Annotated in this window: 13 protein-coding genes; 5 read left to right on the forward strand and 8 right to left on the reverse strand. The window is 37.9% G+C overall.

The annotated features are described in order from the left end of the window. Positions 1-3: 3 nt before the first annotated feature. The gene (locus HW347_RS15440) at positions 4-1,146 is read right to left on the reverse strand and encodes a hypothetical protein (protein ID WP_214612650.1); all 1,143 of its coding nucleotides are present in this window, start codon (positions 1,144-1,146) and stop codon (positions 4-6) included. Positions 1,147-1,361: 215 nt separating this feature from the next. On the opposite strand from HW347_RS15440, the gene HW347_RS15445 reads away from it, so the two are divergent. Next, positions 1,362-4,199, forward strand: a complete 2,838-nt coding sequence (locus tag HW347_RS15445) for a glycoside hydrolase family 2 protein (protein WP_214612651.1) — start codon at positions 1,362-1,364, stop codon at positions 4,197-4,199. 379 nt (positions 4,200-4,578) lie between these two features. Here the strand turns inward: HW347_RS15445 and treF are convergent, their stop codons facing one another. The 5 genes from treF to HW347_RS15475 form a co-directional block, all read right to left on the reverse strand. Then, positions 4,579-6,177: an alpha,alpha-trehalase TreF gene (treF, locus tag HW347_RS15450; protein ID WP_214612652.1), complete on the reverse strand. Its 1,599-nt coding sequence runs from the start codon at positions 6,175-6,177 to the stop codon at positions 4,579-4,581. Between the two features lie 42 nt (positions 6,178-6,219). Beyond that, on the reverse strand, positions 6,220-7,398 hold the full coding sequence (locus HW347_RS15455; protein WP_214612653.1) for an acyl-CoA dehydrogenase family protein: 1,179 nt from the start codon (positions 7,396-7,398) through the stop codon (positions 6,220-6,222). A gap of 55 nt (positions 7,399-7,453) precedes the next feature. After that, positions 7,454-8,167, reverse strand: a complete 714-nt coding sequence (locus tag HW347_RS15460) for a tRNA1(Val) (adenine(37)-N6)-methyltransferase (RefSeq protein WP_214612654.1) — start codon at positions 8,165-8,167, stop codon at positions 7,454-7,456. Between the two features lie 712 nt (positions 8,168-8,879). Then, complete coding sequence (locus HW347_RS20695; RefSeq protein WP_225901944.1) at positions 8,880-9,050, reverse strand: cysteine peptidase family C39 domain-containing protein; 171 nt, start codon at positions 9,048-9,050, stop codon at positions 8,880-8,882. A 916-nt stretch (positions 9,051-9,966) separates the two neighbouring features. Continuing rightward, positions 9,967-10,125 carry a hypothetical protein gene (locus HW347_RS15475; protein ID WP_214612656.1) on the reverse strand — a complete coding sequence of 53 codons (159 nt, stop codon included), beginning with the start codon at positions 10,123-10,125 and terminating at the stop codon, positions 9,967-9,969. Positions 10,126-10,806: 681 nt separating this feature from the next. Between HW347_RS15475 and HW347_RS15480 the strand changes: the two genes are divergently transcribed. The 3 genes from HW347_RS15480 (at position 10,807) to HW347_RS15490 (ending at position 16,699) form a co-directional block, all read left to right on the forward strand. Then, positions 10,807-13,929: a SusC/RagA family TonB-linked outer membrane protein gene (locus HW347_RS15480; protein WP_214612657.1), complete on the forward strand. Its 3,123-nt coding sequence runs from the start codon at positions 10,807-10,809 to the stop codon at positions 13,927-13,929. 28 nt (positions 13,930-13,957) lie between these two features. Then, positions 13,958-15,415, forward strand: coding sequence for a SusD/RagB family nutrient-binding outer membrane lipoprotein (locus tag HW347_RS15485; protein WP_214612658.1), 1,458 nt, complete (start codon positions 13,958-13,960; stop codon positions 15,413-15,415). A gap of 240 nt (positions 15,416-15,655) precedes the next feature. Next, on the forward strand, positions 15,656-16,699 hold the full coding sequence (locus HW347_RS15490; RefSeq protein WP_214612659.1) for a sugar phosphate isomerase/epimerase family protein: 1,044 nt from the start codon (positions 15,656-15,658) through the stop codon (positions 16,697-16,699). A gap of 44 nt (positions 16,700-16,743) precedes the next feature. Here HW347_RS15490 and rimM read toward each other — a convergent pair whose 3' ends face one another. Then, positions 16,744-17,274, reverse strand: coding sequence for a ribosome maturation factor RimM (gene rimM / locus HW347_RS15495; RefSeq protein WP_214612660.1), 531 nt, complete (start codon positions 17,272-17,274; stop codon positions 16,744-16,746). A gap of 16 nt (positions 17,275-17,290) precedes the next feature. After that, on the reverse strand, positions 17,291-17,842 hold the full coding sequence (locus HW347_RS15500; protein ID WP_214612661.1) for a 30S ribosomal protein S16: 552 nt from the start codon (positions 17,840-17,842) through the stop codon (positions 17,291-17,293). Positions 17,843-18,149: 307 nt separating this feature from the next. On the opposite strand from HW347_RS15500, the gene dnaE reads away from it, so the two are divergent. Continuing rightward, positions 18,150-22,589, forward strand: coding sequence for a DNA polymerase III subunit alpha (gene dnaE / locus HW347_RS15505; protein WP_214612662.1), 4,440 nt, complete (start codon positions 18,150-18,152; stop codon positions 22,587-22,589). The last annotated feature ends 65 nt before the right edge of the window (positions 22,590-22,654 follow it).

The raw sequence follows: 22,654 nt of genomic DNA on the forward strand, positions 1-22,654 counted from the left end.
TGTTTAAAAACCGACCACCATTTCAAGTTTTAAATCGGTGTCAACCCTATTCTGACCTTTAACTTTGAATAGTGCTGTAAAGTATTTGTGGTCCTTCAGATATTTCTCTTCAAATTTCTGAAGGTTGTCGTTATTCGTAAAGTATTCAACCGTTGCACTTACGCCTATATCGTGTTGTGAAAAGAATACAAAATGTTCTGAATTACCAATACTAGGGTACTTTGCTACAATAGCATATTCTTGGTCCACCAAAGAAGTGCCAAAGGTAAATAAGCTATCCTTTAGTGTTGGATGACCAGATAGTTCTAAGGTTTTTCCCGAAAGATTAAAATACGGATTAGCATCATTAAAAAAGCCGATAAATTGATTTTCATTTTTTATCGGGCCCGCATAAATGGCATTACCTTCCTTAATTTCAGGCAGCGTAGTTTGGGTAGAAAATCGAATAGAAAACTGCTTATCATTTGCTTGAAAAAACTGTTGAAACTGCTGGGTTGCCATAGCCGCCATACGAGTGGTATAGCTATAATTTGCGGGATGAAGCACGCCTTGTAATTCGGGTTTTACCTCGAGTAATTCATAAAATTCATCAACGCTATTTATCTCAAAATCTCTAGTCCACCCCCTACCTCCGGTCATTGTTTCTCCCATGGCGCCAAAATGGTCTCCTAGAATAAGGTTGGTAGATTTATCGGAATCTAAAAACGACTTCCATAACAATGGTGTTTTTGATGGCATGTTGGTTACCACCAACATTACCAGAGCAATAAACAATAAAACATAAGGAAGAATTTGTGACCAAGTTACCTTTTGCATCCAACTTGCTGGAGCTTGTCTTTTTACAAATCGAACTTTATACTGACCCTTATCTATTTTTAATTGCCAGCTATCTGTACTACCCTCCGTTTCGTAATATGCCGTCAGCTTTTTTCTAAGGTTGTAAATATTAACCCTTACCCTAGGATTGTTCTTGTCTTGGTTCTCATCATTTTTAAAAAATTCCAATTCTATTACAGCCTCCTTTAGATGCTCTCCCCTCTTCGTGGCTTCATAGAGATATTGCAACAATCCTCTGCTTGTTGGCGCATTTTTAAAGGTCTCACTATCCTTTATCTTAGAAACTACCTGTTGTTCTATCTTTTCCATCAGTTGCATGGGGAATATCGTAAAATAAGCAGCTACAGACCAAGTTTAACCGTTATAGCTACCGTTAAAGTGGGGTTAAAATACTAATAATAAAGTGTGAAACATACATTTGTTACGATCATTTTAATTCCCTTTTTAGAATTACAACACTATTACAAAAGTTTCTTTTAAGCATATAGGAAAGGCCGGACACTATCAAATTAAAAATTGAACTCATGAAAACCACCACTACTTTTATACTACTATGGCTATCTTTTTTTGGAGTAAATGCCATGCAGTCCAAAACAGAACCAGCGGACATTGAAACGCAAGAAGTCTACCTCTCTGGCACGGGCAAAGATGATATGGTAGACTGGGATTTCTTTTGTTCCGATGGAATGAACAGTGGCAAATGGTCCACCATAGGAGTACCTTCTTGTTGGGAACTGCAGAGCTTTGGAAACTACAACTATGGTAAAGATGATTTTAAGATACGTAAGAACGAATACGGGCTTTACAAGCATCAATTTAATGTTCCAGAAAATTGGGATGAGAAAGAAGTGAAAATCGTTTTTGAAGGCGTTATGACAGATGCCGAGGTAAAAATTAATGGAAAACTGGCTGGCGAAATACACCAAGGAGCTTTTTATGAATTCAAGTATGAGATTTCTAAACTCTTGAAATACGGCGAAAAAAACTTGCTAGAAGTCAAAGTAAACAAAGCCTCTTCCAACACCTCTATCAATCATGCTGAAAGGGAAGCGGATTTTTGGATTTTTGGTGGAATTTTTAGACCTGTTTATTTACAGGCTTCCCCTAAAGAAAATATTGAGCGGGTTGCCATCAATGCTAAAGCAGATGGAAGCTTAGAAGCTGATATTTACACTGCATCTACAAAAGCTAAATCTCTTCGCCTTTCGCTATCAGATATCAATCACAAAAAGATAGAAGATTTAGCCGCTACTGACATCAGTAAAGAAAATGGTAAATGGCATGTTACCTCAAAAGCAAACGACATAAAATCATGGAATCCGGAATCGCCTCAACTATACTTCTTGAACATTGAACTTCTGGACAAAAAAGATGAAGTGCTACATACAACTACGCAACGTATCGGTTTTAGAACTGTTGAAGTTCTTGAGGGTGATGGAATCTACGTTAACGGACAACGAATAAAATTTAAAGGGGTTAATCGTCATTCCTTTTATCCTTCCTCGGGAAGAACTACATCAAAAGAACTAAGTATTGAGCATATAAAAATGATGAAAGATATGAACATGAATGCCGTTCGTATGTCTCATTATCCTCCGGACAAGCACTTTTTAAATGTTGCGGATTCGCTGGGGCTTTTTGTTATAGACGAAGTCTGTACCTGGCACTCACCGTATTTAGACACGAAAGTAGGCCGTAAAATAGTTGAAGAAACCGTGGTTCGTGATGTAAACCACCCCTCTATTCTCCTTTGGGCAAATGGAAACGAAACAGGTTGGAATACAGAGTTAGATGGTGACTATGCCAAATGGGACATTCAAAAAAGAGAAGTCATTCACCCTTGGAATATCTTTAATAAAACGAATACCATGCACTATCCTAGCTATCATGTCTTTGCCTATGACACCTATGCTAAGGATAAAATATATTTCCCAACCGAGTTTTTACATGGTCTATATGATGGTGGGCATGGTGCCGGACTAGATGATTATTGGAAACAGATGTGGAATATGCCTTTAGCTGCCGGAGGTTTCTTATGGGATTTTGCAGATGAAGCCGTGGTTCGAACAGATAAAAAAGGGGTGCTAGACACAGACGGTAATCATGCAGCCGATGGTATCGTGGGGCCTTATGGTGAGAAAGAAGCTAGTTACTTCAGTATTAAAGAAATTTGGTCTCCGGTTTACATAGAAGACCGTTATATAAAATCAGATTTTAATGGTGTTTTCAGGGTTGAAAATAGATATCATTTTTCCAATTTAAATGAGATTAAAATGGTTGCCAAATGGGTACAGTTTGATGGGCCAAAAGGGACGGACAAAGTTAAAGTGCTTTCTGAGAGTACTGTTCCATTACCAGACTTAAAACCAGAAACCAAAGGAGCGTTCAACGTAGATTTACCTAAAAACTGGCAATCTGCAGATGCTTTGTTTTTAACAGCTACAGACCACAATGGGTTAGAAATATTTACATGGAGCTACCCTATTAAAGTCCCAAAGGACACAAATAAAAGTAATATTATAAGTGCAGGACAAGGAGCGGTTACAACTCATGTTGATGGGGGACTTATAAAAGTTGAAGCAAACGGAATCCAATATACCTTTTCAGAGGAAACCAGCTTATTGCAAGAGGTTAAAAAAGGGAACAATAGTATTCCCTTTACTAATGGCCCCGTCATTTTTGACCATAAAGACAAGATAGAATCTACAAATGTAAATAAGCTTAAAAACAAAGTAGAGATTATTACTGTTTTTGAAAAGACGGATAAATCTCCCGGCTGGGCCAGTCATAAAGAGTATAGCTCCGATGTTATAAAATGGACCATACACTCCAACGGTCTGTTGGACCTACATGTTGAAATTAAGGGCAAAAAAATAGTGAAAGGATTTAAAGGTATTACGTTCTCGTTTCCGGAATCTGAAGTTAGTGGTATGAAATGGCTAGGAGACGGACCCTACCGTGTATGGCGGAACAGAATGAAAGGTACTAAATTTCAAGTTTGGGAAAATGATTACAACAATACCGTTACTGGAGAATCCGGTTTTGAATATCCAGAATTTAAAGGGTTTTTCTCTAGTCTGTACTGGGCGAGGATAAAAGGGAAAAACAACAACGGTTTTACGGTGTATTGTAATTCCGAAAACACCTTTTTACGGATGCTTACCCCTCAGCAACCAAAAGAAGACCCTAATCATAGGGTTTCTGTAGACTTCCCTGAAGGTGATATTTCCTTTGTTAAAAATATACCTGCAATAGGAACCAAGTTTCAAACAGGAGATAAAATGGGGCCTCAGGGTAATTCAGAAAACTACTTTGGTAACGATGATGAACCTATCAGTATAGATTTAACTTTTGAGTTTTAAAATGTAGATCAGTAGTAACGAAATACTGTAAACTAAAAAGAGTCTTATCGGTTTCGATAAGACTCTTTTACGAGAACACTATATGAAAATGAAAAATTTTATTTCTTGTTGATTAACACTGTAAACTTACGGCGGCAGTGTTCATTTTGAAAAAAAATGATGTGAACTAGCCGATTTCTGTTGTGAAAACGCATTTTATCGATTTTTGAACTCAGAAATAGCACTATTAGCGTATATCTTAACATCTTTTTAGCCGTTCCTTATTTGCAGAAAATCCGAAAAAATATCATTTCGGTTGATTTGGAAGAAAATTGATTAGTCGTTATGACCAAGGGAGTACTTTTAAATAGTATGAATACTAGAAGTCTGTATCATCTATTTATTTCTTATTGATTTTTGCTTTTAATGCCAGATACACTCCGTTACTCCATCCAAAACCATCTTGCACCGGATATTCTCCTCCACCAGCATCTAAGCTCATGTCCTCCACATTATACTTTTCAACGAATTTTCCTGTATTGGCATATACTTTTTCATTGAGTTTTACCCAACGTTGAGCAATGGTATTTGCGAGTTCTTCATGACCATAATTTTCCAAGCCAACAATGGTCATCCATTGCAATGGCGCCCAACCGTTAGGAGCGTCCCATTGCTCACCTGTGTTTTTTAAAGTAGTAACTACACCACCTGGTTTCAGAAAATTGTTTTTTATGTATTCTGCAATGCTATCTGCCTGTTCCTGTGATGCCATATTGAAAAACAAGGGAAAGGTCATAGCCAATGAAGGCTCGCCAGTTTGTTTTTCCTTGACCCAATTAAAATCTTCATACATACCTTCAGAGGCATTCCAACAAAATTCATTTAGAAATTTCTTTCTGTTCGCCATACTTTCCTCAAGTATCTTTTTGAGTTCTATATCTTCAGGATAGCATTTTAGCAACACGGTTTCTAAGCCGTAAAGAAGTGCATTAAGATCAACAGGGATGATATCTGTAGTAATAATGGTTTCTATTGATTTACCATTAGCAAACCACCTTGAAGAATAGTCCCAACCGGATTCCGCTCCAGAACGCAGGTCACTATACATTTTTTCGCCTCCATTTACTTTTTGAACCTGATTGTAATCTTCACGATACGATTCTTCTCTAGGTGAAGTACCGCGGTCAAAATAACGATTCATTATCCCTAAAGGAGTAGCAACGCAGTGGTAAACAGGCGTGTTGGTGGTTTCCTTTCCATCCATCCAAAAATCATACTCTTTTCTTAGTGCTACCCTATACTTTGTATAGATTGAATCACCTCTGCTTTCTGCTAATAAAGCAACCATCTGTGAAAAGAAAGGGGGTTGAGATCTTGTGATATAATACGTTCGATTTCCGTTGGGGATATGACCTACAGTTTCTATTAAATGCGCAAAATTTTCAAGCATGTCATCAATAAGCTCAAACTCACCACTTTCAGCTAAGCCTAACATGGTAAAATAACTGTCCCAATAATAAACTTCTCGGAAACGACCACCTGGAACTATATAGGGCTCAGGTAAAGGAATAAGCGTGCTACCTTCATTTTTAGCATCTGAAACTCTCGTTAGAACCGGCCATAGTGAGACAACATGTTCCGCCGCAGATTTGCTCTTATCCGTCTTAAAGTCTAAACTTATGGTCTCCGGTAATTCAAAATTCTCGAGTACGAATGCCTTCAAATCAAAATTTGCAGAGTCACTTTCCTGCTCATACGCTATTTTAATTTCGGAGTAAGGCCTTTTGGCAATGCAATCAACGAATGTCTTGCTGTCCGGAAAAACCTGTTCTAATTGTACATCTTCGAATAGCTGACCAAGTAAACCATCAAGAGTTTGATGTGTTTCTCCTTTTTCTAAGGTCTCTTGGGTTGTGTTTACTATCTCAACGGCCTTTTTATCCGGTTCGGTCTTACAGGAAATAAAGGCTAATAAGAAAAATAACAAATAGTATCGCATAGCAATGTGAAGTCTTGGTTACGATCTAAAAGTAAGGCTTTACTATTTAAATGCGGAATGACCCGTTATATCCATTCCGGTAATCAACAGGTGAATATCATGGGTACCCTCATAGGTAATTACACTTTCTAGATTCATCATATGGCGCATGATGCTATATTCCCCAGTAATACCCATACCACCTAAAACTTGTCTGGCTTCTCTGGCTATCTTAATAGCCATATCTACGTTATTACGTTTGGCCATAGAAATTTGAGCTGTTGTAGCCCTGCCTTCGTTTTTTAATTGTCCTAAACGAAAAGCCAATAGTTGTGCCTTGGTGATTTCAGTAATCATCTCAGCCAATTTTTTCTGCTGTAATTGAGTGGCGGCAATCGGTTTTCCGAACTGCACCCGTTCTTTAGCATATTTAAGAGCAGTGTCATAACAATCCATAGCTGCGCCAATGGCACCCCATGCAATACCGTAACGTGCAGAATCCAAACAACCTAAAGGAGCTCCTAGTCCAGATTTATTAGGTAAGAGATTCTCTTTGGGAACTTTTACGTTATCAAATATCAATTCACCTGTAGCAGATGCTCTCAAAGACCATTTATTATGCGTTTCCGGTGTTGAGAAACCTTCCATACCACGTTCTACAATAAGCCCGTGAATCCGACCTTCCTCGTTCTTAGCCCATACCACAGCAATGTCCGCAAAAGGCGAATTGGATATCCATAGTTTGGCTCCATTTAAAAGGTAATGGTCTCCCATATCCCTGAATTTGGTTTCCATTCCGCTAGGGTTAGAACCGTGATTAGGCTCCGTAAGCCCAAAACAGCCCATCATTTCACCAGAGGCTAATTTTGGTAAATATTTTTTTCGTTGTTCTTCTGATCCGTACGTATAAATAGGGTACATAACCAATGAAGACTGTACCGAAGCTGTAGAACGCACACCACTATCACCACGCTCTATTTCTTGCATGATAAGTCCGTAGCTGATTTGATCTAAGCCAGCACCGCCATACTCTTCAGGAATATAGGGTCCGAATGCGCCTATTTCGGCCAATCCACCAATAATTTGCTTCGGAAACTCTGCTTTTTGAGCATATTCCTCAATTATAGGTGAGACATCCCTTTTTACCCACTGGCGTGCAGCATCACGCACCAATTTATGCTCCTCGGAAAGAAGGTCATCAAGATTGTAATAGTCTGGCGCTTCGAACAAATCAGGTCTCATAGGATGAATTTTAATCAAATATAATGATGAAACGTAACATTATGCGTACTAATTGTTACATTTTTAAATAAAAATCTTTAGTCAATGAAATATAGTCTTCGGTGTACTCGTGCCTGCCTATTTCAATAGTTAGCTCACTGGTTTCCAGTTCTACCTCCTCAAAACCAAACTGAATTAAGCTGCGTTTAATCTCCGAAGAAGGAGTTCCTTTTACACGGGTGATTCGTTGTGGGTATAATTTAAAGGAATTAGCCAGTTTCAAAAAGGTTTCTTCTTCTTTAAAAGGAATAATCGTCGCAAATGAACCTTTTGGCGCCATTAGTTTTGATACGCCTTCTAACAATTCATCAAACGGTAAAGATTGATTTTGTCTTGCTTTATCTCGCGAATCATCTCCACTGGAAACTTCTTCGGAATAGAAAGGCGGATTAGACAATATTAAGTCATAGGGCTCTTCCCATTCTTCAACAAACTCATCAAGACCAGCATGATAGCAAAAAAGTCTATCAGCCCAATCAGAACTATCAAAATTTGAAACACATTGTTCATACGCATCTTCATCAATCTCCAAAGCATCTATGGTTTCCGCAGTACTACGTTGGGCAATCATCAAAGCTATCAGTCCCGTACCGCCACCAATATCTAGAATAGAATCCGGATTACTTCCTAAGGACGCCCAAGCCCCCAACAAAACACCATCAGTACCTACTTTCATGGCACAGCGGTCTTGCTCTATCTGGAATTGTTTGAATTTAAATGGCTTCATCAAGTTTGACTTGGTTTAATTTTTTGAAATTCAATTTTTTGGATTGAATTCAGAAAAGGGTTTGCATTTGAAAATTAGAATATAGCTGAATCAACAGAAATATACTGAGTAAAGTTAAGATATGGAAAGCATTTAACTACCACGGTATTTTTAAGAATACACTTTATTCCATGAAGCCAACCATAAATAACATTCTCAAAACCTTATTTATATTATTTATTCGTCTATCCCTTATTGTTTAGGCTATCCATTTCTGAAAATCAAAAAAGACAAATCAGAAGTTGACTTTTAGACGAGTACTTCATACAGTAATCTTTAGATAAACTTTGTAGTAATTCTATTACATACCATACATTTTTTGAGTTTTATATCAAGCCCAAATAGATGCTTTTTCTACTTCAAAATAACTGCATTTATGACCATGGGACTTTATGCTATTTTCCCGACATAAAAAAAATTCAATGCGTTTTATCAATTTGTAAAATGATAAAAATCAAGCTGAAATATTCTTCATTAAAAAAATTAAATATCTGCTATTTATGTATTTGGTAAATACATCATTTGGACCCATAATTTTGATGTGGATCTTGGCAGCTTCGTAAATAACAACATAGTGGTGCAATACCTTCTTGACGATAACATGTGCAATGGTCGGTTTAGGTATTTAAATAAGTTCTCGAATTCGCCTCGGACTCCCTTTGCTTCAAACCTCAATTTATCCGCCACTTCTAGAAGCCCCCAAAACATTAGTGTCTTTTTTATCGGTACTTGCGTATTGTCGAATTCTGGCGATAGGTAGCTGTAAATCGTAATGTGTCGTAATAAAGGCCATACAAGCCGCACCGCAATCGGTGATGTCGTGTTGTTTGATGGTTTTCTTTACCATAGTTTCTAAAGTTTATGGCGGTAAGGCAGTAGGGGAAACTGCAAAAAGTTTGCAGCCTAAGAAATAGTACTTTGGTGTGCTAAGAACGATTAAAATTTAAAATTAATCTTTTCAATACTACATCATGTCTTCTGAAAATCATCACTTGTTAAGCGTGGTACCAATAACCATAGGCAAATCCTGTGGCATTGATAAATATATGTAACAACAAACCCCAAATAAATCCATGTTTCAATCTGAGAAAGCCGAAAACAACCCCGTAAACAAATTGAACAAGAACTAAAACTGGAAAGAAAATTTTCTGATAGAAAGTGAGAGGTACAAAGTTGAGCAAATGGATTAATGCAAAAGTGCAACAAGAGAACCAAAGGACATATTTTAAATTTATACCTTTTAATTTATTGATTACGGAACCTAAACGCAGATTTAAAAGTGATACCAGAAAAAACGATGCTACCACCCTTATAATAAATGTTTCGTTATGGAAATCGTAAAACCATGACCGGGCGTATAACGATAATAAAAAGTAAACCGTAAAAAAAAGCGATATACTTATTGTTAGTCTATTTATTTTAAGGTAGAACCGATAACATAATTCTTCTACCAGAGGTCCTACTAAAATGACAAGGTATGCGTTAGATAGTGAAGATTTAAACCGCAGAAATGATTGGGGTTGTTTAAAGATTTGTTCCTGAACTATCATAGAAATGAATGCACCTATGACAGCAACAACTAAAAGAGTCAACATGCATGTCGCCCACCCGTAGAAAAAATCGTACAATACTTTTTTTCGCTCAACGGAAATACCCTTTTCGGAAGGATCATTTGCAAATTGATATAGGGATTGAAAGAATTTAAACATAAGAGTAAAAGGAGGGCTTAAAGGCCTTCCTCTAAAGATATTAATTAGTACTAGTTAGACCAGTGTAAAACCATCAGAAATAGCGTCCCATGCCTCCCATGTATTACTAAGAATTCTCCTAGTATATGCACCAGCCCTATATCCCCAACTATAGGCGGTACCGCCGTGTCCTCCATTAATCGCAATTAATTGAATATGACTTAAATTTTTCATCTTTTTATTTTTTTTAATTGCTAGTAACCGGATTCGATAAATCCTGATAAATAACCTCTTACAGAACCACTTATCTGAAAAGAGTTTGCATTTGAAAATTGGAATATATCTCAATCAACAGAAAATATACTGAGTAAAGTTAAGATATGGAAAGCATTTAACTACCACAGTATTTTTAAGAATACACTTTATTCTGTGAAGCCAACCAAAAATAACATTCTCAAAATCTTACTTTATGTTATTTACCCGTCTACTTTATTATTTAAGCTATCCATTTCTAAAACATAAAAAGGACCAGTCAGAAGTTGACTTTTAGACGAGTACTTCATAAAGTAATCTTTAAATAAACTTTGTAGTACATCTATTCCATACCATAAATTTTTTGAATTTAATTTCAAGCCCAAATAGATGCTTTTTCTACTTCAAAATAACTGCATTTATGGCCATGGGACTTTATGCTATTTTCTTGACATAAAAAAAAATTCAATGCATTTTATCGATTTGTAAAATGATAAAAATCTAGCTGAAATATTCTTCATTAAAAAAATTAAATATCTGCTATTTATGTATTTGGTAAATACATCAGTTTTGTTGCGTTTTTCTTTGTCATTTCTTCCAATTGGTAAATTTTTATCAAACATTTAACAAAACGATAAGAATTACCAAACTAACTATCTTAAAATGATGAAAAAACAAAAACTGCTATTTGTATTGTTCTCACTCCTTGTGATGTACAATGCCAAAGCCCAGACAAACACGATTAGCGGAACCGTTTCCGATCACAATTCCCTTCCCCTTCCCGGTGTTAACATTCTTGTACAAGGCACCACCAATGGAACTCAAACTGATTTTGATGGTAATTATACGATTGAAGCCAGTGAAGGCCAGACCTTATTATTTACTTATATGGGTCAGCGAGACAAAGTAATTACCGTAGAATCTGCCCAAATCATTAATGTTATGATGGAAGAAGATGCTCAAGCCTTGGACGAAGTTGTTGTTACCGCTCTCGGAATCAAAAGAGAAAAAAAGAGCCTAGGCTTTTCCCAGCAAAGCATTGCTGGCGAAGATATTGTAATGGGTAAAGAAACCGATATCAGTCAAGGCCTTGCCGGAAAGATTGCCGGTGTACAGTTGGTAGGCTCTCCCAGTTCTACTTATGAAGCTTCTAATATAAGGTTAAGGGGAGAAGTAGGAGCGCTGTATGTAGTTGATGGTATTAAGGTTAACTCCTCAGGCGACATTAACATGGAGGACGTCGCAAACATCTCAGTGCTCAAAGGTATTGCAGGTACCGCTTTATATGGTCCCGAAGCCCGAAACGGAGCAGTAATAATTACAACAAAAACAGCAAAGAGTGGAGAAACCAAAGTTACCCTAGACGTTGCAACCTCTGTATCCAACCTTTACTTATTACCTGAATATCAAAATGAATATGGCGGAGGTTACACACAGTCATTTTCAGAATTAAATGGCCAAAACATACCTAACTATTCTGCTGATGAATCATGGGGTCCTAAGCTTGATGGTACTTTAGTAAGACATTGGGACAGTTGGGTGCCCGGAACTTCTGAATTTGGAAAACTAAGAGCTTGGTCTCCAACAACAAGTGATGTTCGCGATTTTTACAAAACGGGTGTCACTAAAAATATTACAATTGGCTTTTTAAAAGGTGGAGAAAACTATGATATTAAGACTACTATAAACAATCTTAACACCACGCTCATCAACCCTAATAACGATAGAAAGCAAACAACAATTTCCATGAAAGGGAATTACAATGTTACAGACAAACTTAAATTCAAGGGTGTTTTTAACTATCAATACAGATCTACTTTCAACAACCCCGAATCACGAGGGTATGCCGGGAATTTTAATGAATGGTGGCAAAGACAATTAAATATTGACCGACTGAGAGACTATGAACAGAATGGTCAAATTGTTTCATGGAACATGAGATCATATGACAATCCAACACCTTTATATTGGGATTCACCTTATTTTGAAGTATATGAAAACATAAATAATGAAACTAAAAATGCAATTTATGGTAGTATAGGATTGGAATATGATATTAATGACAATCTAAAGGCACTAGTTGACCTAAGAAGAACTTTTGACCTAACCAACTTTGATGATAAACGAGCATGGGGAGGTTTATCCGTGCCATGGTTTCAAGAACTAACTGAACAAAATAGCTTTACGGAAGCGTATGCTCAGTTAAGTTATAACAAAAATTTTGGAGATATAGATGTCGTTTCTAGCATAGGGGGGCAAACAAACCAAAGAAAATATAAATGGTTAAGGGCAGAAACCGTAGGAGGGCTGCAAATACCGGGCTACTACAGTATTAATACATCAGTAGACACCCCCGACTATGACAGAGACACGGAAGAGCAAAAATTAAATTCGCTCTTTGCATCTGCTTCAGTCGGATATAAAAGCATGCTTTATTTAGACGGTTCTTTTAGAAGGGATTGGGGGTCAACAGCAACAGCTGATGACAATAAATTGAACACCTATGGGTTAACCGGTAGTTTTATTTTCTCCCAACTACTAAATCCTGGAGGTTTTATCAGCTTTGGAAAATTACGTGCTGGTATTGGCCAAGCGCCTAGTTTTCCCGATGTTTATCAACTTCAAAGCTCCTACTCCATATCTAATCCTTATGGCTCAAGCGTTGCTTTAAGTGTTCCTGAAACATTGGCCAATCCATTATTAACTGGTGGCGTAAGGGAAGAAAAAGAAATTGGTATGGAATTAAAATTCCTTCAAAATAGATTTGGTATTGACTTCACCTATTTCACAAGGAATGACGAAAACCTTCCTACAGATCTTACCTTAACCGGAGCTACTGGCTATGCGGAAACTGTAGGCAATGGATCTATAATAGAGACCAAAGGATGGGAGTTAGCTTTAAATCTAGCTCCAATTAGAACGGATAATTTCAACTGGGACATAAATTTTAATATTTCCAATTTTGATAAAAAAGTCATAAAGATTAATGACATCGTATCATCAGTACAAGTTGCAGAAGGTAGAACTGCATATCTAGTTCATGATGCAAATGACGATTGGGGAAATATTTACGGTTACAATATAGTAACCAATGATGCTGGAGTACCATTAATTAATAGCAATGGTCTTAGGGTTTATTCGGATAATTTTGAAAAAGTTGGTAATGTACAGGCCGATTTTAACGGTGGACTTATCAATTATTTTCGCTACAAGAATTTTAACCTGGGTATATCTATAGATTTTCAAGGTGGTGGCGAATATTATTCTGTCACCAGACAACTATTAGCCTATTCAGGTCTGGGAGACTTTACAGTTGGTGACAATAGTCTGGGCAACCCTCTAAGAGACCCTGTACTAGATGTGAGCGGCAATGAAGTTAACCAAGTACTAGCCTCAAATGTGGGAACTGGCTCTGGTGGTGTTCTTGTAGAGGGTGTAGATGAAGCTACAGGAAACCCTGTCTCCTATTATACAAGCTCATATTCCTATTTCAAGAGTATGAACAGAAAAGCGGGTGAGTGGATTTATGACGCCAGTTATGTTAAGCTTAGGCAATTGTCTTTGGGATACAGCATTCCTAAAAAGACAATTGAAAAATTGCCTTTAGACGCAATCACTATTAACCTATATGCCAACAATTTATGGTTAATCTATTCGGAAATAGATGGTATTGACCCTTCTGAAATTGAGGCCTACGAAAGTACTGATGACGATATTCGTTGGACAGAAAATGCACAAGATCCAAACCAAAGAACATTTGGCCTAGGTGTTAAACTCTCTTTCTAACTTCTCGTGAAACAAAACAAAAAATATTATGAAAACATATTCTAAAATTATTCAACCTATCCTTTTATCCCTAGTATTTCTAGGGTGTGAAAATGTGGATTTTGGAGACACCAATTCAGACCCAGACGTTACCACAACTGTGGTCAGCAGCGGTCTACTAACCTATGCAGAGCGTTACATAGGCGATGTTGTAACAGACGAAATGGGAGACCTATATACCCAACACATATCACAGATCACCTATACAGACGGCTCCAGATATGTAGACTTGAGCACAGACTCCGATTACTTATATCAAAACCCACTAATCAATTTAAAAACTATAATTGATTTTAACTCAGATGAGCAATATACGCTTGAACAATCTGCTTACGGGTCCAACGCCAACCAAATTGCGGTAGCTAAAATTCTCATGGCCTACTATTATCAATTCATGACCGATCGGTGGGGAATGATGCCATATACCGAAGCGCTACAAGGAACCGAAAACACCTATCCCGTTTTTGATTCTCAAGAAGCGATCTACAATGGCCTTTTTACTGATATTGATGATGCATTGGCTCTTATAGATGATGGAGCTGGACCAACTGGAGATATTCTTTTTGGAGGAGATATGGAACGCTGGAAAAAATTTGCCAATACACTTAAATTGGTCATGGCTTTAAGACTATCTAACATCTACCCAGATCCTTCCGGTTATGCGGCCACAAAATTCAACGAAGCCATCTCAGGAGCTATAACCTCACATGCTGAAACTATTTATTACCCCTTTCTTTCAGATGACAATAATGACAACCCTTGGCAAGATAATTTCCAAACCCGAGAAGATTATGCCATAAGCGATGTATTGATTGACAGGCTACTAGCTGATAACGACCCTAGAATTGCTGTTTATGCCGAGTTCACAAGAACTTCTGTTTCTTTAGGGTCTCCTGAATATTTAGGCATGCCCTACGGGATTCCTAATTCTGAATGGTTGGCTGCAGACGTTTCTTTTATCTCTAGTGACGTTATTTATGAAAGTACTGCCCCAGGAATAATTTACAGCTATTCTCAAATTGCTTTTTCTTTGGCAGAAGCGGTAGAACTTGGCTGGACAACTGGTGACTCAAGTGCTTATTTCGAAGAAGGATTAGAAGCTTCATTTGATCTATGGGACGCAGAAGATGCCGACACATATATTGCAGCAAACCCCTTGAGTACCGACCCTGAAATCGCAATGAAACAAATAGCTGAAGAAAAATGGAAAGCCCTTTACCTTCAAGGTTGGGAATCCTGGAGTGAATGGAGAAGACTTGGCTATCCCGAACTTGAACCTGCAACTCTCCCGCTAAACGGAGATGATATACCCGTTAGACAAGGCTACGACGTTGACTACCCAACCAATAATGCTGAAAATTACAAAGCTGCTGTAAGTGCTCAAGGGCCTGACAATCTAAATACAAATTTATGGTGGGACGTTCCGCATCCCATAACTAAAAAATGATATTTTAGATTTTGTGATTATATCGAAGCCATGTTCTTTTTAAGACATGGCTTTTTTTCGTGAAACGCATTAAGGTTAATTGAACAAGCTCCATATATTAAAAGATGAAAAACGTTTAACTATGCAATATTTTGTAATTATATGCACAAAACTTGTCCTAGGAATTGAAAATAGTTAATTTTCTAGAGATTATTTATCTCTCTAAAATACCAATACAACTTAAACTAAAGACATATATAAATGCAAAATGATTCAAAGGCAGGACGCCGTAAATTTTTGAGAAACACCCTAACGGTTGCGGCAGGCTCAACCCTGATTACACCTTCTCTTTTTGGAGCTCCATCCATCTTAAAACATTATAACAAACCGAACTCTAAATTTAATGGAGTACAAATAGGCGTTATCACCTATTCCTTTAGAACCATGGAGGACCAAAGCGCAGAAGCCACATTACAATATATTTTAGACTGTGGTGTAAATGCCATTGAGCTAATAGGTGACCCTGCGGAAACTTTTGCAGGAAGACCAGAAAACAAGCTAAATAGAACTGTGTTTTCCGGACTGATGAAGAAGAAACGCAGTGGATCCATTACAGATGACGAAGCTAAAGAACTTGCAGAAATACAAGCAGAACAAGCCGCATATAACGCACAAGTAACCGAGTGGCGAAAAACTGCGGATATGAAAAGGTTTGAGAAATTCCGTAAAATGTATAATGATGCAGGTGTAGAAATATATGCTTTTAAGCCTAGAAACACATTTGGCAAAGACAATTCTGATGTAGATATTGATTGGGGAATGAAAACGGCGAAAGTTCTGGGAGCTAGTCACGTTACCGTAGAACACCCAAGTAACGATGCTACAACACTTAGGTTAGGAAATTTTGCCAAAAAACACGGTATCTATATTGGTTATCATGGTCATGAACAACAAACCCCTACCCTATGGGATACAGCCCTGGAGCAATCAAAATACAATGCCTTAAATCTAGATTTGGGTCATTTTGTAGCTGCAGGAAACGCAGCTCCTTTAGATATTATAAGAAGTAAACACGAGCACATTAAAAGTATGCATCTTAAAGACAGACAAACTCCTGAACATGGTAAGGGTAATTTGGTTTGGGGAAGTGGAGATACTCCGTTGCCAGCTGCTTTGCAATTAATTCGTGATAACAAATACAATTTTCCAGGCACAGTAGAACTTGAGTATGATATACCAGAAGGTTCAAATGCCGTAGCAGAAGTTCAAAAGTGTTTGACTTTCTGCGAGAATGCACTAAAATAAATTGAAATAAAATTATGGGTAAGCCAGACTAAACCAAGTTTGGTTTACCCTAAATATAAATCTACAAGACCCTCTGGAGTACTTACGTGAACCACCTTATTCTCTCGGTCCACTTTCTTCACGATTTCATCTATAATAGGCACCAATATTTCTTTCCCGTCTTTATCTATTTCAAAAATAGCTTGAGAGGTTGTGTCGTTTACTCCGGTTACTATACCAATATTACCATGAGTATCATCTATGACATCAAAACCAATAACCTCGTGAAAGTAGAATTTATCACCTTCTAATTTAGGCAATGCTGCCAAGGGCAAGTAGAGTAAGTGATTCATAATACGGTCTGCAGCTGCCTCATCTTTAACTTCTTCAAAATCTATTCGCAAAAGTGCTGATTTGTGCAGGCGACATCTGTCAATAAAAAATGGAACCAGTACATTGCCTTTCATCAAGACAAATACTGATTCCATGTTTTCATAGATTTCAGGTTCATCGGCATCTAGTTTAACTAGTACCTCACCCTTAAAACTATATTTAGAAACGATCTTACCGAGGTAGAAACAATCTTCCTTACGCATTCGCTTCTAAATTTATTTATTCTTCTTCTTTAGATGCTTCCGCCTCTACAGATGGAGCTTCTTCAACTGCTGTAACTTCCGCCTCTGCATCTTCACCTTCTGGTGTTTCTGGCAATGCGGCTTCAGCTGCTGCTTGTGCCCTCTTATCGTTTACTTCTTTTTCAGCTTTCAAAGCTTCTGCTCTAGCATCAGCTTTCTCTTTATCAAGACCACCAACTTTAGAAGCAATCTTAACTTCTTTTTCTTCTAACCAAGCAGTGAATTTTTCTTCGGCTTGCTCTTCGGTTAAAGCACCTTTACGAACACCACCTAATAAGTGATGTTTTAAAAGTACACCTCTATAAGAAAGAATTGCTTTAGCAGTGTCTGTAGGTTGAGCACCGTTTTGTAACCACTTTACTGCGTCATCTATTTTTAATTCAATAGTAGCAGGGTTAGTGTTTGGGTTATAAATACCCAATTTTTCTAAGAATTTACCATCTCTTTTAGCTCTTGCATCTGCAGCAACTATCCAATAAAATGGTTTTCCTTTTTTACCGTGTCTTTGTAATCTAATTTTAACTGGCATATCACATTAATTTGTAGGGTGCCCGACCCTTGTTATTAATTCATTTTAAAATCTTCCCTTTAAAAGGGGTGCAAATATAGAATTTCTTTTTGAGGTAATCCTACATGTTTTCAATAAAAAACGACCCTTTTATAACTTTTTCCAAAGATAACTCCAATTAATCATAACTAACACGCAATGAACCCCCTGTATAGGCTCAACACTGCACCTATTGATTAGTTGATAACTCTTAACAAGTCATTAGCTTTAAGAGCGTTCTTTTTGTTTAATTTTATAGTCTCTTTTTTAAGCTCAAACACAAGCCTTTATGTACCTTATTTTTGATACGGAAACCACCGGTCTTCCAAAAAACTGGAACGCTCCTTTTACCGACACTGATAACTGGCCACGCTGTATACAGATAGCATGGCAGCTGCATGACGATATGGGCCGCTGTATTGAACATGAAGATTACCTAGTGCGTCCAGATGGTTTTAACATACCATATGATGCCGAGCAAATTCATGGTATTTCTACAGAATTAGCCGAACAAAAGGGTATTTCTCTATCTGAGGTTTTAGAGAAATTCAACATAGCTATGTCAAAGACAAAATTTGTCGTTGGCCAGAATGTGGGTTTTGACTTGAATATTATGGGAGCGGAATTTCACCGTATGGGTGTAGAGAATCCGTTGCAAGAACTTCCCGTGCTAGACACCTGTACCGAGCAAACGGCAAAATTATGTCAAATACCCGGTGGACGTGGCGGCAAATTCAAGCTTCCTACCCTAACGGAATTACATCAATTTTTATTTGACAAGCCTTTTGGCGAAGCTCACAATGCCACTGCCGATGTTGAAGCAACTACCCGTTGTTTTCTAGAGCTTATCCGTAAGCACCAATATACAGCTGAGCAATTAGATGTTAAACCAGATTATTTCAAGAATTTCTCGGAAGCAAATCCGCAAGAGATTCAGCTCATCGGTCTTAAACATATTAACCTAAAAAAAGCATCGAAAAAAATAGCCGATGCGCTTTGGGATAAAGATACCGGCGGGATTTCCCAAGAAGAAATACAAGAAAACCTTGCAACACTAGAATCCGCTAGTTTTTCTCATTTACACAATCACACTCAGTTTTCTATACTTCAATCCACGATAAGCGTACCTAATTTGGTTACTGCTGCCGCTAAAGCAAAAATGCCTGCCGTAGCCATGACGGATCACGCGAATATGATGGGAGCCTTCCATTTTGTAAATGGAGTTCTTAATCATAACAAAGGCGTGGTTTCTCGTAATAAGGAAAACTTAAAGCGTTACGAGGCTACCCAAAACGGAACTCTTGAAGAAGGGGAAGAACCTTTAGACGTATTACCGGAACCAGAATTGGAAATCACCCCTATTATTGGTTGCGAGTTTCAAGTTTGTGAAGACCACACCAATAAATCGCAAAAAGACAACGGGTATCAAATCGTTATGCTTGCAAAAAGCAAAAAAGGATACCTAAATCTTGCGAAAATGTCTTCCATTGCCTTTGTGAGCGGGAAATATTACGTACCGCGGATTGATAAAAAAGTTATAGAGCAGTACAAAGAGGATGTTATGGTCCTTACCGGAAACTTATATGGTGAGGTCCCAAGCAAAGTATTAAATATTGGTGAACACCAAGCAGAAGAAGCCCTTATTTGGTGGAAAGAAACCTTTGGTGATGATTTGTACATAGAGATCATGCGCCACGGTCAAGAAGATGAAGACCGGGTGAACCAAGTATTGATTCAGTTTGCTAAAAAACATAATGTAAAACTAGTTGCCACCAACAACACCTATTACGCAGAAAAAGAAAATGCACATGCGCATGATATTCTTTTATGCGTTAAAGATGGTGAAAAACAAGCTACACCAATAGGTCGCGGTCGCGGGTACAGATATGGATTGCCCAACCAAGAATATTACTTCAAGTCTTCGAATCAGATGAAGGAGCTATTCAAGGACATTCCAGAGGCAATCATCAATATTCAAGAAATTGTAGATAAGGTTGAAACTTTTACACTAGCCCGTGATGTATTATTACCTGCTTTTGATATTCCAGAAGAATTTCAATTTGAAGAAGATAAATTAGATAATGGTAAACGTGGGGAAAACAAGTTTTTACGCCACATTACCTACGAAGGTGCCAAGAAAAGATATGGCGAAATTACTCCCGAAATTGATGAACGACTAGACTTTGAGCTTAAAGTAATTGAGAAAACCGGTTACCCTGGTTATTTCCTGATTGTGGAAGATTTCATAAGGGCAGCAAGAGCTATGGATGTTTCCGTAGGTCCTGGTCGTGGTTCTGCAGCAGGTTCTGCCGTTGCTTACTGTTTATGGATTACGAATTTAGACCCAATCAAGTACGATCTGCTTTTTGAGCGTTTCTTGAATCCGGATCGTGTGTCTATGCCCGATATTGATATTGACTTTGATGATGAAGGGCGTGGTCGTGTAATGGACTATGTAATTGATAAATACGGTTCAAATCAAGTAGCACAGATTATCACTTACGGTACCATGGCTGCCAAATCTGCAATTAGAGATACGGCTCGTGCTTTAGATTTGCCTTTGCAAGATTCCGATCGCATGGCGAAGTTGATACCCGACATGTCTAAACTAAAAAAGATTATTGGGGTTGATGAAAAAATCTTAAAGTCGAAATTTAGGGCAGAAGACCTAGTGAAGATTAACGAACTTTTGGCGATTTCTGAGGGCGATGGTCTTGAGGCAGAAACATTGAATCAAGCTTATATTCTTGAAGGATCTGTTCGTAATACAGGTATACACGCTTGTGGAGTTATTATTACCCCTGATGATATTACGAAGTTCGTTCCTGTAGCTCTTGCCAAGGATTCCGAAATGTATTGTACCCAATTTGATAACTCGGTTGTAGAAGATGCCGGTTTATTAAAAATGGATTTCTTGGGATTAAAGACGCTAACCTTAATTAAGGATACCGTTAAAATCGTAAAAGCAAAACACGGAGTAACATTAGACCCAGAGAATTTTCCGCTAGATGATATAAAAACATACGAACTCTTCCAGAGAGGAGAAACTGTTGGGGTGTTCCAATATGAATCTCCCGGTATGCAGAAACACATGAGGGCCTTAAAACCTACCGTTTTTGCAGATTTAATTGCCATGAACGCTTTGTATCGTCCTGGTCCAATGGAATACATACCAAGTTTTATTGCTCGTAAACATGGTACCGAAGAAATTGTATATGACCTTGATGCTAACGAAGAATACTTAGCAGAAACATATGGTATTACAGTTTACCAAGAGCAAGTGATGCTCCTTTCGCAAAAACTGGCCGACTTTACAAAAGGTGAAGCCGATGTTTTGCGTAAGGCGATGGGTAAAAAGCAAAAGCACGTTCTTGATAAGATGAAGCCTAAGTTTATTGAACAGGCTTCGGCAAAAGGGCATGCGGCAGATAAATTAGAGAAGATTTGGAAGGATTGGGAAGCGTTTGCAGCCTATGCCTTTAACAAATCTCACTCCACCTGCTACGCTTGGATTGCTTACCAAACTGCTTATTGTAAAGCCCACTACCCTGCCGAATATATGGCAGCCGTTCTATCCAACAATATGAACGACATTAAGCAAGTAACCTTCTTTATGGAGGAATGCAAACGTATGGGGCTTGATGTTCTAGGACCAGATGTAAACGAATCTTACTACAAATTTGCGGTAAACGATGCTGGTGCCGTTCGTTTTGGGATGGGCGCAGTTAAAGGCGTAGGCCGTGGCGCAGTAGAAACCATCGTTGAACATAGAAAAGATGAAGAAGGCCCTTTTAAATCTGTTTTTGATTTCGCAAAGCGAATAGATTTACGTGCCGCCAACAAAAAAGCATTTGAAAGTTTAGCCGTTGCCGGCGGATTCGATTCTTTTGGCGACACCCATAGAGCACAATACTTTCATGATGAGGGAGATGGAGTCACCTTCTTAGAAAAAACCATAAAGTATGGCGCCAAATTTCAAGAAAGCGAAAACTCTAGTCAAGTAAGTCTTTTTGGCGAAGCTAGTGATGTACAAATACCAGAACCGGTAGTACCACCTTGCGAAGAATGGGGCACCATGGAAAAACTACGTCGAGAAAAAGAAGTAGTAGGCATCTATATTTCAGGCCACCCTTTGGACGATTTTAAAACAGAAGTAAACGCCTTCTGTAATGCTTCTCTTTCCGATTTAAACAATCTTGAAACCGTAGTAAATCGTGAATTAGCCTTTGCAGGCGTAATTACAGATGTACAGCATCGCGTATCCAAAAATGGAAAAGGCTGGGCACTTTTCACCGTAGAAGATTATACAGAATCTTTTGAGTTCCGAATCTTTGGTGAAGAATACCTAAGGTTCCGCCACTTCCTTATGATTAATTCATTCGCTTACATTAAAGTTTTTGTGAAGGATGGATGGACGAATAGGGATACCGGTAAAAAAGGAGACCCACGTATTCAGTTTAATAGCTTTATGCTTCTTCAAGAAGTTATGGAGACTTATGCCAAAAAGCTCACTATTAAATTGAACATTGACACGCTAAAAGAAGAAGATATTCATCAACTAAAAGAAACCATTGTTTCCCACCAAGGCAACCATCCTCTTAACTTTATTGTATATGAGATGGAAGAAGAGATAAAAGTAAGCCTAACCAGTAGAAAGCAGAAAGTTCAGATAAGTAGCGAACTATTAGCAACCCTAAAAGAAAACGAGGTACACTATAAACTGAACTAGGTTAGCCTCTTATATGTTCAATACCAATTTTAACCCTATAAATTACATTGATAGCACAATAGCTA

Source organism: Zobellia barbeyronii (assembly GCF_018603515.1).
Lineage (GTDB): Bacteria > Bacteroidota > Bacteroidia > Flavobacteriales > Flavobacteriaceae > Zobellia > Zobellia barbeyronii.